The organism is Methylobacterium organophilum, assembly GCF_022179465.1.
GTDB lineage: Bacteria > Pseudomonadota > Alphaproteobacteria > Rhizobiales > Beijerinckiaceae > Methylobacterium > Methylobacterium organophilum.
On the sequence record NZ_BPQV01000006.1, the window covers coordinates 24600 to 37091 of the forward strand.

12 protein-coding genes are annotated in these 12492 nt (G+C 72.0%); 10 read left to right on the top strand and 2 right to left on the bottom strand.

Annotated features, from left to right (window positions below; all coding sequences use genetic code 11):
- Window positions 1-13: 13 nt before the first annotated feature.
- Complete coding sequence (gene mntR / locus MFF21_RS11380) at window positions 14-499, bottom strand: manganese-binding transcriptional regulator MntR (RefSeq protein WP_238311286.1); 486 nt, start codon at window positions 497-499, stop codon at window positions 14-16.
- 338 nt (window positions 500-837) lie between these two features.
- Between mntR and MFF21_RS11385 the strand changes: the two genes are divergently transcribed.
- Complete coding sequence (locus MFF21_RS11385) at window positions 838-2172, top strand: Nramp family divalent metal transporter (protein ID WP_238311287.1); 1335 nt, start codon at window positions 838-840, stop codon at window positions 2170-2172.
- A gap of 19 nt (window positions 2173-2191) precedes the next feature.
- Here the strand turns inward: MFF21_RS11385 and MFF21_RS11390 are convergent, their stop codons facing one another.
- On the bottom strand, window positions 2192-3076 hold the full coding sequence (locus MFF21_RS11390; RefSeq protein WP_238311288.1) for a LysR family transcriptional regulator: 885 nt from the start codon (window positions 3074-3076) through the stop codon (window positions 2192-2194).
- 248 nt (window positions 3077-3324) lie between these two features.
- Here MFF21_RS11390 and MFF21_RS11395 point away from each other — a divergent pair, with 248 nt between their 5' ends.
- From MFF21_RS11395 to MFF21_RS11435, 9 genes are all read left to right on the top strand, one after another.
- Window positions 3325-4647: an SLC13 family permease gene (locus MFF21_RS11395; RefSeq protein ID WP_238311289.1), complete on the top strand. Its 1323-nt coding sequence runs from the start codon at window positions 3325-3327 to the stop codon at window positions 4645-4647.
- A gap of 127 nt (window positions 4648-4774) precedes the next feature.
- Window positions 4775-5176, top strand: a complete 402-nt coding sequence (gene sdhC / locus MFF21_RS11400; RefSeq protein WP_238311290.1) for a succinate dehydrogenase, cytochrome b556 subunit — start codon at window positions 4775-4777, stop codon at window positions 5174-5176.
- 8 nt (window positions 5177-5184) lie between these two features.
- Complete coding sequence (gene sdhD / locus MFF21_RS11405) at window positions 5185-5604, top strand: succinate dehydrogenase, hydrophobic membrane anchor protein (protein WP_238311291.1); 420 nt, start codon at window positions 5185-5187, stop codon at window positions 5602-5604.
- A 26-nt stretch (window positions 5605-5630) separates the two neighbouring features.
- On the top strand, window positions 5631-7451 hold the full coding sequence (gene sdhA, locus MFF21_RS11410; protein ID WP_238311292.1) for a succinate dehydrogenase flavoprotein subunit: 1821 nt from the start codon (window positions 5631-5633) through the stop codon (window positions 7449-7451).
- Between the two features lie 93 nt (window positions 7452-7544).
- Complete coding sequence (locus MFF21_RS11415; protein WP_238311293.1) at window positions 7545-8369, top strand: succinate dehydrogenase iron-sulfur subunit; 825 nt, start codon at window positions 7545-7547, stop codon at window positions 8367-8369.
- A 129-nt stretch (window positions 8370-8498) separates the two neighbouring features.
- Window positions 8499-9101: an AprI/Inh family metalloprotease inhibitor gene (locus tag MFF21_RS11420; RefSeq protein ID WP_238311294.1), complete on the top strand. Its 603-nt coding sequence runs from the start codon at window positions 8499-8501 to the stop codon at window positions 9099-9101.
- A 209-nt stretch (window positions 9102-9310) separates the two neighbouring features.
- On the top strand, window positions 9311-10537 hold the full coding sequence (locus MFF21_RS11425) for a D-alanyl-D-alanine carboxypeptidase family protein (RefSeq protein WP_238311295.1): 1227 nt from the start codon (window positions 9311-9313) through the stop codon (window positions 10535-10537).
- 47 nt (window positions 10538-10584) lie between these two features.
- Complete coding sequence (gene tmk, locus MFF21_RS11430) at window positions 10585-11376, top strand: dTMP kinase (RefSeq protein ID WP_238311296.1); 792 nt, start codon at window positions 10585-10587, stop codon at window positions 11374-11376.
- The gene (locus MFF21_RS11435; protein ID WP_238311297.1) at window positions 11366-12427 is read left to right on the top strand and encodes a DNA polymerase III subunit delta'; all 1062 of its coding nucleotides are present in this window, start codon (window positions 11366-11368) and stop codon (window positions 12425-12427) included. The genes tmk and MFF21_RS11435 overlap by 11 nt, the downstream gene beginning before the upstream one ends.
- Window positions 12428-12492: the final 65 nt, after the last annotated feature.

The window sequence follows — 12492 nt, forward strand, 5'->3', positions numbered from 1 at the left end:
CCGCGCTCCGGCGTCACGCGTCCCGGGCGCGTTCGTCGGCGAAGCGGCGGAAGGCCTCCAGCGTCTCGCCGCTGACATGGTGCTCGATGCCCTCCGCGTCCCGGCGGGCCGTCTCCGGGCTCACGCCCAGGGCGCAGAGGAAGCGCTCGACGATGCGGTGGCGCTCCCGCGACTGCGCGGCGAGCGCCTGCCCGGCTTCCGTGAGGAAGACGCCGCGATAGGGCCGCTGCTGCACCAGCCCGTCCTCGGCGAGCCGCTTCAGCATCTTGGCCACCGTCGGCTGGGCGACGCCGAGGCGGGCGGCGATGTCGACCTGCCGGGCCTCGCCCCCGTCGCCGATCAGGTCCGCGATCAGCTCGACATAATCCTCGACGAGCTCGAGCCGGCGCGCCTCGCGCGCCTGCCGGAAGCTCTCGACATGCAACTCGGCATCGACGAGGGGCGCCTCGGCCGAGGCGCGTCCCGGACGCGGCTCCCGATCCTGCGACGTGTCCTGCATGGGGGTGGCCGGCTCCTCCGATCCGCGCGCCGATGCGGGGCCGCGCCTTGCGGCTGTCTAACCCATGCGGCGCGAAAGCGGGACCCCGGATGTCGCGCGAGAGCCCGCGCTCCGGGCGGCGGCGTCCATGCCCTCCCGGCGCGCGGCGTCGCAACGCTGTCGCGTCCGCTTGATATCAGCCTCGGCACAGCTTTATAGCTTATGCTATATCGCCCTGGGCCGATCGGCCCGGATCCTGCTCTCCCATCCTCCCCGGTGCCGAGGCCGCCCCGCCCGGCGGGGCCGGCCTCCGGCGGCCGGGGCGAACCGGAACGACGCGCATGCGGATGGACGCGGCCATGGATCAGCTCACCCCCCCGCGCCCGGTGGAGCGGCCGGAGGAACGCAGCCTCGGCGCGCTCAATGCCAGCGTGCCGGTGCGCCTGGGCGGCTCCTGGCTGCGGCGGCTCTTCGGCTTCCTCGGGCCGGGCTACATGATCTCGGTCGGCTACATGGACCCGGGCAACTGGGCGACCGACATCGCCGGCGGCGCCCGGTTCGGCTACACCCTGCTCAGCGTCATCCTGCTCTCGAACCTGATGGCGATCGTGCTGCAGGCGCTCGCCGCCCGGCTCGGCATCGCCACCGGCCTCGACCTCGCCCAGGCCTGCCGGGCGCGCTATTCCCGCGGCACCGGCATCGCCCTCTGGCTGATCTGCGAGGCGGCGATCATCGCCTGCGACCTCGCCGAGGTGATCGGCACGGCGATCGCGCTCAAGCTGCTGTTCGGCATCCCCCTCGCCCTCGGCGCGGTCCTCACGGCGCTCGACGTGCTCGTGGTGCTGCTGCTGCTGCGGCGCGGCTTCCGGGCGCTGGAGGCCTTCGTGATCGGGCTGCTCAGCGTGATCTTCGTCTGCTTCGGCGTGCAGATCGCGATGGCCGCCCCGCCGATCCAGGCGGTGCTCGGCGGCTTCCTGCCCGCGCGCGAGATCGTGACGAACCCGGCCGCGCTCTACATCGCCATCGGCATCATCGGCGCCACCGTGATGCCCCACAATCTCTACCTGCACTCGTCCATCGTGCAGACCCGCGCCTATCCGCGCACGGAACGCGGCCGGCGCGAGGCCCTGCGCTTCGCGGTGACCGATTCCACCCTCGCGCTGATGCTGGCCCTGTTCGTCAACGCCGCGATCCTGATCATGGCGGCGGCGGTGTTCCATGCGGGCGGGCGCACGGAGGTGGAGGAGATCGAGGAGGCCTACGCGCTGCTCTCGCCGCTGCTCGGCATCGGCCTCGCCTCGACGCTCTTCGCCGTAGCCCTGCTCGCCTCCGGCCTCAACTCGACGGTGACCGCGACGCTCGCCGGCCAGATCGTGATGGAGGGCTTCCTAAGGCTGCGCCTGCCCGACTGGGCGCGCCGCCTGGTGACGCGGGGCATCGCCATCGTGCCCGTGGTGGCCGTCACCGCCCTCTACAGCGACCAGGGCACGGCCAGGCTCCTGGTGCTGAGCCAGGTCGTGCTCTCGATGCAATTGCCCTTCGCGGTGATCCCCCTGGTGCGCTTCGTCTCCGACCGGGGGCTGATGGGCAGCTTCGTGATCCCCGGCTGGCTGAAGGGCCTGTCCTGGGCGATCGCCGGGGTGATCGTGGTGCTGAACCTGAAGCTGCTGGTCGATACGATCATGGGGCTCTGACGGTCGCGCAGGCGGCGCGTCAGCCGCGCAGATGCGCCACGAAATCCTGCGCGAAGGGGGGCAGGGCGTCGAGGGCGCGCAGGCAGAGCTTGAGGTCGCGGGCCGCCCAGGCATCCTCCAGGGGCACCATCGCGATCTCCATGCCGCGCCGGGCGCGGCGCGCCGTCGTCTCCGGCACGATGCCGAGGCCGACGCCGCATTCGACCAGGCGGCAGACCGCGTCGAAGCTGCGCAATTGCACCCGGAGCCGCATCGGCCGGCCGATGCGGGCCGCCTTGTCCGACAGGAACCGGGTCAGGGCGCTCGGCCGGTCGAGCCCGACGAGGTCGTGCTCCAGCACCTCCGCGAAGCCGACCTGCGCGCGCGCCGCCAGGGCATGGCCCGCCGCCACCACCAGCACGAAGCGGTCGTGGCGGAAGGGGAAGGTCTGCAGCGTGCCGGTATCGACCGTGCCCGCGACGATGCCGAGATCGGCGGCCCCGTCGGCCACCAGCCAGACGATCTCGTCCGAGGTCTTCTCCTCGATGTCGACGCTCACCCCCGTATGCAGGGCGAGATAGGCGGAGAGCGCCTCCGGCAGGAACTCGGTCAGGGCGTTGGTGTTCGACAGCACCCGGATCTGCCCGACCGCGCCGCCGGCGAAGACCGAGAGGTCGCCCTGCATCCGCTCGATCTGGCCGAGGATCTCGCGGGCATGGGCGAGCAGGGCGCGCCCCGCCGGGGTCGGGCTCACCCCCTGGCGCCCGCGCAGGAGCAGGGCGGCGCCCAGGGACTCCTCCATCGCGCGGATCCGCGTCGAGGCGGCGGCCAGGGCGAGATTGGCCCGCTCCGCCCCATGGGTGATCGAGCCCGCCTCCACGATGTGGCGGAACAGGTTCAGGTCGACGAGATCGAAGCGCATCATGGGGGAGGGGGCTTCGGGAAGGATTTGGGGGAGGGCGTCCGGGCCCGCCTCCCCGGGACGGGAGAAGGACGCGGCGCGGCGGCCGCATGCGGATCCGGCCGGGGCGGGTTCGTCCGGAGCGGAGCCGATCCCGCGCCGCGCGATCCTATCACGCCCCCGGAATCCGCCGCCAGCCTTCGCCGTTGACGAAGGCTCCTGCTACGAAAGCCGAATTGCGAATGCCTCCAATTCGCGATTGAAGCCCGGCCATGGGCGCAGCGGCGGGCATCATGGGCGGGCAGGGGACGGTCGTCGCGACCGGCGGCCTCCTCGTGCTCTGCATGGGGCTGTGGGCCACGGGGCTCGTGGCCGAGATCGTCACGGCGCTCCTGTTCTTCGCCCTGGCGATGCTGCTCAAGCTCGCCCCCGCCCCGACCGTGTTCTCGGGCTTCGCCTCCTCCGCCTTCTGGCTGGTGACGAGCGGCATGGTGGTGGGGCTCGCCATGAACCGGACCGGGCTCGGCGACCGGCTCGCGCGGATGCTCGCCGCGCGGCTGCCCGCCTCCTATCCGGGCTTCATCGGCGGCCTCGTCGCCTTCTCCTTCCTGCTCGCCTTCGTGATGCCCTCCAATCTCGGCCGCATCGCCCTGATGGTGCCGGTGATCCTCGCGCTCTGCGACGCCTTCGGCCTCGCCCCGGGGCGGCCCGGGCGGACGGGGGCGATCCTGTCCTTCGGCATCGCCACGCCGATGCTCTCGGCGGCGATCCTGCCCGCCAACGTGCCGAACCTCGTCATGGTCGGCACCGCCGAGACGCTCTACGGCGTGCACCTCGCCTACCTGCCCTATCTCTGGCAGCACCTGCCGGTCCTGGCGCTGCTGAAGGGCGCGATCCTGACCGCCTGCACGGTGCTGCTCTTCCGCGACCGGCTCGACGGGCAGCGCCCCGAACTGCCGGCCCTGCCCCCGGCGACGCCGGCGGAGCGCCGCCTCTCGGTGATTCTCGTGACGATGCTGGCCCTCTGGATGAGCGACGGCTGGCACGGCATCCCGCCTGCCTGGATCGGGCTCGCCGCGGCGGTGATCTGCCTGATGCCGCGGATCGGGGTGCTGCCCGGGGGCAGCTTCGGCGAGATCCCCTTGCGCACCTGCTTCTACGTCGCCGCCCTGTTCGGGCTCACCGCCACGGTCAACGAGACCGGGCTCGGGCGCGACCTCGGCCACGCGCTCCTGGCGCTGGCGCCCCTCGCGCCCGGCGCCGAGGCGACCAACTTCCTCACCCTGGTCGGCCTCTCGATCGGCTTCCTGTTCGTGGCCACCGCCAACGGCGCCCCGGCCCTCTACACCGCGCTCGCCGGCGAGCTCTCCCGGGCGAGCGGCCTCGGCCTGATGGACGTGCTGATGATCCAGGTCGTCGGCTACTCGACCCTGTTCCTGCCCTATCAGGCGCCCCCCATCGTGATGACGATGGAGCTCGGCCGGATCGGCCTGCGGGATGCGAGCCGGCTGACGATCGCCACGGGCCTCGCCTCCCTGCTGATCGCCACCCCGGCCGCCTATCTGTGGTGGCGCCTCGTCGGGGGGCCGCCGTGAGACAGATGCGCGCGAGTCTCACCCCGATCCATGCCGCACCGCAATACGCGGCATTGCCGGCACCCACCCGCCGCCCTAACCGTTCCCTGGAAGAACTCCAGCTTTCGAGCCGAGGATCGTCATCGCGATGGCCCCACCCGTCCGCCCCACGGTCGCCCAGCCGCTCTCGCCGCATCTCCAGATCTACCGCTGGACCTGGACCATGGCGATGTCGGTCTTCCACCGCGTCACCGGCACCGCGCTCTACGGCGGCAGCGTTCTCGTCGCCGTCTGGCTGGTGGCGCTCGCCTCCGGCCCCCGCGCCTACGACGCGGTCGCCTGGTTCTTCGGCTCCCTCGTCGGCCGGCTGATCCTGTTCGCCTATACCTGGGTGCTGATGCACCACCTGCTCGGCGGCCTGCGCCACTTCATCTGGGATGCCGGCATCGGCTTCGACCGGGAGCGCCGCCTCGGCCTCGCCCGGGCGACGCTGATCGGCTCGGTCCTGCTCACGGTCGTCATCTGGGCGTTCGCCCTCATCCTGCGCTGAGGCCCGCCATGTCCAAGGTCGACACCCGCCAGAATCCCAGCCTCTCCATCCGCACGCCCCGCGCCCGGGTGAAGGGCCTCGGCGCCTCCGGCCACGGCGCCGGCCATTTCTGGCTGCAGCGCCTCACCGGCGCGGCCAACGCCCTGCTGATGCTCGGCTTCGTCGTCATCATCGCCCTGATGGCCGGCCGGCCCTATCCGGAGGCGGTCGCCCTCATCGCGAACCCCCTCGTGTCGATCGTCCTGATCCTCGCCGTCGTCTCGGTGACGGTGCACATGCGGCTCGGCATGCAGGTGATCATCGAGGACTACGTGCACGACAAGGGCCTCAAGGTCGCGGCCCTCATCGCCAACAACTTCTACGCGGCCGCGGTCGCCGCCGCCTGCCTCTACGCGATCCTGCGCGTGGGCCTGAGCCGGCTCGTCTGACCGCCCCGAAACGCGAGGATCCTCCCATGGCTTCCAACGGCACGAACGGCAGCGGCGCCCCGGCCTATGCCATCATCGACCACACCTTCGACGTGGTGATCGTCGGCGCCGGCGGCGCGGGCCTGCGCGCCACGGTCGGCTGCTCCCAGGCGGGCCTGCGCACCGCCTGCATCACCAAGGTGTTCCCGACCCGCTCGCACACGGTCGCCGCCCAGGGCGGCATCTCGGCCTCGCTGGGCAATATGGGCCCGGACGACTGGCGCTGGCACATGTACGACACCGTGAAGGGGTCGGACTGGCTCGGCGACCAGGACGCGATCGAGTATCTCGTGCGCAACGCGCCGGCCGCGGTCTACGAGCTGGAGCACTGGGGCGTCCCGTTCTCCCGGACCGAAGAGGGAAAAATCTACCAGCGCCCCTTCGGCGGCATGACCACCGATTACGGCAAGGGCACCGCCCAGCGCACCTGCGCCGCGGCGGACCGCACCGGCCACGCCATGCTCCACACCCTCTACGGGCAGGCGGTGAAGAACCACACCCAGTTCTTCATCGAATACTTCGCCCTCGACCTGATCATGGACGAGGAGGGCCGCTGCCGCGGCGTCATCGCCCTCGACCAGGCGACCGGCGAGATCCACCGCTTCCGCGCCCAGATGACCGTGCTCGCCACCGGCGGCTACGGCCGCGCCTATTTCTCGGCGACCTCGGCCCATACCTGCACCGGCGACGGCAACGCCATGGTCCTGCGCGCCGGCCTCGCCCTGCAGGACATGGAGTTCGTGCAGTTCCACCCGACCGGCATCTACGGCGCCGGCTGCCTCATCACCGAGGGCGCGCGGGGCGAGGGCGGCTACCTGACCAATTCCGAGGGCGAGCGCTTCATGGAGCGCTACGCCCCCTCGGCCAAGGACCTCGCCTCCCGCGACGTCGTCTCGCGCTCCATGACCATGGAGATCCGCGAGGGCCGGGGCGTGGGCAAGACCAAGGACCACATCTTCCTGCATCTCGACCATCTCGACCCGAAGATCCTGCACGAGCGCCTGCCGGGAATCTCCGAATCCGCAAAAATCTTCGCCGGCGTCGACGTGACCAAGGAGCCGATCCCAGTCCTGCCGACCGTGCACTACAACATGGGCGGCATCCCCACGAACTATCACGGCGAGGTGCTGACGCTGCGCGACGGCAACCCGGACACGGTGGTGCCCGGCCTGATGGCGCTGGGCGAGGCGGCCTGCGTCTCCGTGCACGGGGCGAACCGCCTCGGCTCCAACTCGCTGATCGACCTCGTGGTGTTCGGCCGCGCCGCCGGCCTGCGCTGCGCCGACATCGTCGAGCCCAATGCCCGCCAGGCCGAGCTGCCGAAGGACTCGGCCGACAAGGCGCTCGCCCGCCTCGACCGCTTCCGCTACGCCGATGGCGGCACGCCCACCGCGCAGCTGCGCGACCGCATGCAGCGGACCATGCAGAACAACTGCGCGGTCTTCCGCACCGGCGAGGTGCTGGAGGAGGGCAAGGGCCTGATCCACGAGGTCTGGAAGGGCGTCGCCGACCTCAAGGTCTCGGACCGTTCCCTGGTCTGGAACACCGACCTGCTCGAGACGCTCGAATTCGACAACCTGATCGGCCAGGCGGTCGTGACCATGGAATCCGCCGTCAACCGCAAGGAGAGCCGCGGGGCCCATGCCCGCGAGGACTTCCCCGAGCGCGACGACAAGGAATGGATGAAGCATACCCTCGCCTGGCTCGACGAGACCGCGCACACGGTCGCGATCGATTACCGGCCGGTCCACACCTACACGATGTCGAACGAGATCCAGTACATCGAGCCCAAGGCGCGCGTGTACTGAGCCCGACCCGCCCCTCTTCCATCCCGGGACGATCGCCCCCTGCGGCTTGATCGTCCGGGATCGATCCCGATCACTTGCGGAAGCTGCCTGCACATGGCCCAGTTCTCCCTCCCCAAGAACTCCCAGCTGACCGAAGGCAAGACCTGGCCGGCGCCGGACGGCGCGAAGACCGTCCAGGTGTTCCGGATCTACCGCTGGAACCCGGATGACGGGAAGAATCCGCGCATCGACACCTACCATGTCGACCGCGACGATTGCGGGCCGATGGTCCTCGACGCCCTGCTCTGGATCAAGAACAAGGTCGACCCGACCCTGGTCTTCCGCCGCTCCTGCCGCGAGGGCATCTGCGGCTCCTGCGCCATGAACATCGAGGGCCAGAACGCGCTGGCCTGCACCATGGGCATCGACGAGTGCCGCACGCCGGACAACGCCCTGCCGTTCCTGACCCGCAAGGACAAGGACGGGGCGGTGCGGATCTACCCGCTGCCGCACATGCCGGTGCTCAAGGACCTGGTGCCGGACCTGACCAACTTCTACGCCCAGCACGCGGCGATCGAGCCCTGGCTCCAGACCGAGACGCCCGCCCCGGAGAAGGAATGGCGCCAGACCCCGGAGGACCGCGCCCGGCTCGACGGGCTCTACGAGTGCATCCTCTGCGCCTGCTGCACCACGAGCTGCCCGAGCTACTGGTGGAACGGCGACAAGTTCCTCGGGCCGGCGGCCCTGCTCCAGGCCTATCGCTGGCTGATCGATTCCCGCGACGAGAACACCGGCGAGCGGCTCGACGCCCTGCACGACCCCTTCCGGCTGTATCGCTGCCACACGATCATGAACTGCGCGAACACCTGCCCGAAGAGCCTCAACCCGGCCAAGGCCATCGCCGAGATCAAGAAGATGATGGTCGAGCGCGAGGTCTGAGCCCGGCCGGGTGCGGCACCTCCGCCACACCGGCCCGAAAAGGCCCGGGCCGGGTGGCACCGCCTTGCGGGCAGCGCATTTGACGGCGAGGGACGGGATGAAGCTGGACCGTTCCGGGAAGAGCCATCGATGCCGCGCACGCATTCCGCGACCTATGCCGCGACCCACGCCGCGACCCTTGCCGTCCTCGCCCTGTCGCTGGGCCTGAGCGCCTGCGCCTCGCAGCGCTTCGAGGGACCGAGCGCCCGCACGCCCCGGCCGCAGGCCTCCCTCGAACCGCTCGCCCCGGCCCCGACCGGCACCGTGACCACCGCGCCGCTCGCCCCCCCGCCGGGCGCTTCGGCCGCCCCCGTGGAGGCGCCCCCCGGCGCCGGGACCGACGTGGCCGTCGCCGTGCCGCCGCCCGTCTCGGTCGAGCCGCCGCCGGCCCCGGCACCGCCCCCGGTGGTCGCCACCGGCCGCTCCGCGGTGGTCGGCGGCTGGACCGCCACGGACGCGGCCGGCTCCTGCAAGGTCTCCCTGTCGAGCGCCCCGGCCCTCGACCTCTACAAGGCCTCGACCTCGGGCTGCGCCAACAAGGACCTCGCCAAGGTCTCGGCCTGGGATTTCCGCGACGGCGAGGTCTATCTCTACCAACCCGGCGGCACGGTGGCCGCGCGCCTGCGCCAGGGCAGCGGCGCGCTGGAGGGCGCCTTCTCGAAATCCGGCGCTCAGCTCTCCCTGGCGCGCTGAGGCCGCCGGCCAATGCTGTGATCCCCGGGCCCGCCGCGGCGTTTTGCCTTCGATCGCGCCGCGAAACCGGGTATGGTCGAGCGGGTTATGGCTACGCTTGAACCATGCCCCGGCCGGCCCGGCCGGGGGAACGGGCGCCCTTCGCTGACGCGGTGATCCGTTCGGCGGAGAAGGGGCGCGGCATGGCACCGGGTGTGCGGGAGCGGTCGATGCGCGTGCGGTTTTCCTCGACGATCCTCGCCGGCGCCTGCGCGCTCCTGATCGGCCTCGCGGGCTCCGCCGCCCGGGCGCAGAATTTCCAGACCGCCGCGCCCCACGCGATCCTGATCGACGCGGAATCGGGCTCCGTGCTGTTCGAGAAGGCCGCCGACGAGCCCTTCTCCCCGGCCAGCATGGCCAAGCTGATGACCACGGAGATCGTGTTCGCCGCCCTGAAGGAAGGGCGCCTCTCCATGGACACCGAGTTCACGGTGACCGAGGACGCCTGGCGCCGGGGCGGCGCGGGGGGCGGGGGCTCCTCGATGTTCGCGCAGGTCAACAGCCGCATCAAGATGTCGGACCTGCTGCGGGGCCTCATCGTCCAGTCGGGCAACGACGCGGCGATCACCATCGCCGAGAACATGGCCGGCACGGAGGACGCCTTCGCCGGCATGATGAACCAGAAGGCGAAGCAGATCGGGCTGACGCGCTCGACCTTCCGCAACGCGACCGGCTACTCGGCCCCGGACCAGAAGGTGACCGCGCGGGACATGGCGCGCATCGCCCTGCACCTGATCGACACCTATCCGGACCTGTACAAGATCTTCGCCGAGCGCGAGTTCACCTGGAACAAGATCAAGCAGCAGAACCGCAACCCGCTCCTTACCCTCGATATCGGCGCCGACGGGCTCAAGACCGGCTACCTCGAGGAATCGGGCTACGCCCTCACCGGCTCGGCGGTGCAGAACGGCCAGCGCCTCGTCATGGTCCTGTCCGGCCTCAAGACCGCCCGGGACCGCGCCTCCGAGTCGCGCAAGCTGATGGAATGGGGCTTCCGCGCCTTCGAGCCGCGCCAGGTCTTCAATGCCGGCGAGAGCGTGGCCGAGGTCTCGGTCTTCGGCGGCGAGAAGGGCGCGGTGCCGGTCGTGGCCAAGAAGCCGGTGCGGCTGCTGCTGCCGCGGGGCTCCTCCGAGCGGGTCGCCGCCAAGGTGATCTATCAGGGGCCGATCGTGGCACCGGTGGAGCAGGGCCGGGAGATCGCCCGGCTGCGCGTCACCCGCGGCGACGCGGTCGCCCTGGAGATGCCGCTCTATGCCGGCGAGGACGTCGCCGCCGGCAGCCTGTCGCAGCGGGCCCTCGACGCGGCGCTTCAGGTCGGCACCGACCTGATCCGCAAGGCCTTCGACAAGGCGAAGGGCGGCGCCGGCCCCAAGGAGGGCACGGCCAACGCCTCGTGAGGCGCGCGGGAATCGCGCTGGCGGGGCACCCGTGATAGGGGCCGGGCATGACGAGCGATGCGCCTGGAGCGCTCTCCGCGGCGGCCGCCGGTCCGGCGAAGGAGAGCGCGTCCGAACAGAGACAGGGTGAGCCACCTCCGGCCGGGCACGGCGCCCGCGGCCTGTTCCTCACCTTCGAGGGCGGGGAGGGGGCCGGCAAGTCGACCCAGGTCGCCCGGCTCGCCGCCACCCTGCGCGCGGCCACCGGACGGGAGGTCGTGACCACCCGCGAACCCGGCGGCACCCCCAAGGCCGAGAGCCTGCGCGCCGCGGTGCTGGAGGGCGTGGCCAAGCCCTACGGCCCCTTCGCCGAGGCGCTGATCTTCTCCGCCGCCCGCATCGACCATCTCGACCGGCTGATCCGCCCGGCGCTCGCCCGCGGGGCGATCGTGCTCTGCGACCGTTTCGCGGATTCGACCCGGGCCTATCAGGGGGCCGCGGGCGGGGTGGACGAGGCCACCCTGCGCGCCCTCGAACGGGTGGTGGTGGGGCGCACCCGGCCGGACCTGACCCTGATCCTCGACCTGCCGGCGGAGACCGGGCTCGCCCGCGCCAGGCGCCGGGGCGGGGAGGGGGACCGCTTCGAGGCGGAGGCGCTCGGCTTCCACGAGCGCCTGCGGACGGCCTTCGCCGGGATCGCCCGGGCGGAGCCGGGGCGCTGCGCGGTGATCGACGCCACCCCCGACCCGGACGCCGTGGCCGCGGCGATCCGCCGGGCCGTGGCCGCGCGGCTGCCGGGGCTGCTGCCCGCGGAGACGTCTCTGCCGGACCGGAACCGGGATCGCGACGATGCGGCCTGACCGCGCCGAGACGCCGGACGAGGCCGGCGACCTGCCCGACATTCCCCGCCCCCGGGAGCAGACCCGCCTCGTCGGGCACGGGAGCGCGCAGGCCGCCTTCGTCGAGGCCCTGCGGGCGGGGCGGCTGCACCATGCCTGGCTGATCGGCGGTCCCCAGGGCATCGGCAAGGCGACGCTGGCCTACCGGGTCGCGCGCTGGCTCGTCGCCAATCCCGAGATCCGGTCCGTGCCCGACGACCTCGCCGTGGCGCCGGACCATCCGGCGGCGCGGCAGGTCGCGGCGCTCTCGCATCCGAACCTCGTCGCGCTGCGCCGGGTCCAGGCGCCCGGGGCCAAGACCCTGCCGACCAAGATCCCGGTCGACGCGGCGCGCAAGGCCCTCGACCTGTTCGGCGCCACCGCCGGCAATGCGGGCTACCGCATCTGCATCGTCGACAGCGCCGAGGACCTGAACGCCAACAGCGCCAACGCCCTCCTCAAGATGGTGGAGGAGCCGCCGCCGCGCTCCCTCTTCCTGATCGTCAGCCACGCCCCGGGCCGGCTGCTGCCGACGATCCGCTCCCGCTGCCGGGCGCTCACCCTGCGCCCCCTGTCCGAGGCCCAGGTGCGGGCGGTGGTGACGGGCTTTCCCCCGCCCTTCCCCGCCCCCGACGAGGCGGCGCTGGCCAATGCCGCCGCCCTGGCCGAGGGCTCCGTGGCGCAGGCGGTGGCGATGCTCGATCCCGCGACGGCGGGCATCGTCGCCGAGGTCGAGATCCTGCTCGGCCGGATCGCGGCGCCGGACTGGCGGCGCATCCTGAAGCTCGCCGACAAGCTCGCGCCCCGGGAGGCGGAGGCCCTGTTCGCCACAGCGCTCGACACGGCGGCGCGCTTCGTCTCGGCCGAGCTCGACCGGCGCCAGACGGAGAGCCCAGCCCGGCTCGCCGCCCTGGTCGAGGCGGCCGAGCGGGTGAACCGCGCCGCCCGCGAGGCGGCGATCTACAATCTCGACCGGCGCCCCCTGGTCCTGACCCTGTTCGAGGAGCTGTCCCAGGCCCTGCGCACGCCGTGAGCCCCCGCGGCGGCCCCGCGGCGCCGGAATCCGGCGGGCCCAGCCATCGGCCGGATCCCGCTTGA

What these genes read in the sequence shown, in the direction of transcription:
- mntR (WP_238311286.1), bottom strand. Translation starts at nt 499, where the DNA reads ATGCAGGACACGTCGCAGGATCGGGAGCCGCGTCCGGGACGCGCCTCG.
- MFF21_RS11385 (WP_238311287.1), top strand. Translation starts at nt 838, where the DNA reads ATGGATCAGCTCACCCCCCCGCGCCCGGTGGAGCGGCCGGAGGAACGC.
- MFF21_RS11390 (WP_238311288.1), bottom strand. Translation starts at nt 3,076, where the DNA reads ATGATGCGCTTCGATCTCGTCGACCTGAACCTGTTCCGCCACATCGTG.
- MFF21_RS11395 (WP_238311289.1), top strand. Translation starts at nt 3,325, where the DNA reads ATGGGCGCAGCGGCGGGCATCATGGGCGGGCAGGGGACGGTCGTCGCG.
- sdhC (WP_238311290.1), top strand. Translation starts at nt 4,775, where the DNA reads ATGGCCCCACCCGTCCGCCCCACGGTCGCCCAGCCGCTCTCGCCGCAT.
- sdhD (WP_238311291.1), top strand. Translation starts at nt 5,185, where the DNA reads ATGTCCAAGGTCGACACCCGCCAGAATCCCAGCCTCTCCATCCGCACG.
- sdhA (WP_238311292.1), top strand. Translation starts at nt 5,631, where the DNA reads ATGGCTTCCAACGGCACGAACGGCAGCGGCGCCCCGGCCTATGCCATC.
- MFF21_RS11415 (WP_238311293.1), top strand. Translation starts at nt 7,545, where the DNA reads ATGGCCCAGTTCTCCCTCCCCAAGAACTCCCAGCTGACCGAAGGCAAG.
- MFF21_RS11420 (WP_238311294.1), top strand. Translation starts at nt 8,499, where the DNA reads ATGCCGCGCACGCATTCCGCGACCTATGCCGCGACCCACGCCGCGACC.
- MFF21_RS11425 (WP_238311295.1), top strand. Translation starts at nt 9,311, where the DNA reads ATGCGCGTGCGGTTTTCCTCGACGATCCTCGCCGGCGCCTGCGCGCTC.
- tmk (WP_238311296.1), top strand. Translation starts at nt 10,585, where the DNA reads ATGACGAGCGATGCGCCTGGAGCGCTCTCCGCGGCGGCCGCCGGTCCG.
- MFF21_RS11435 (WP_238311297.1), top strand. Translation starts at nt 11,366, where the DNA reads ATGCGGCCTGACCGCGCCGAGACGCCGGACGAGGCCGGCGACCTGCCC.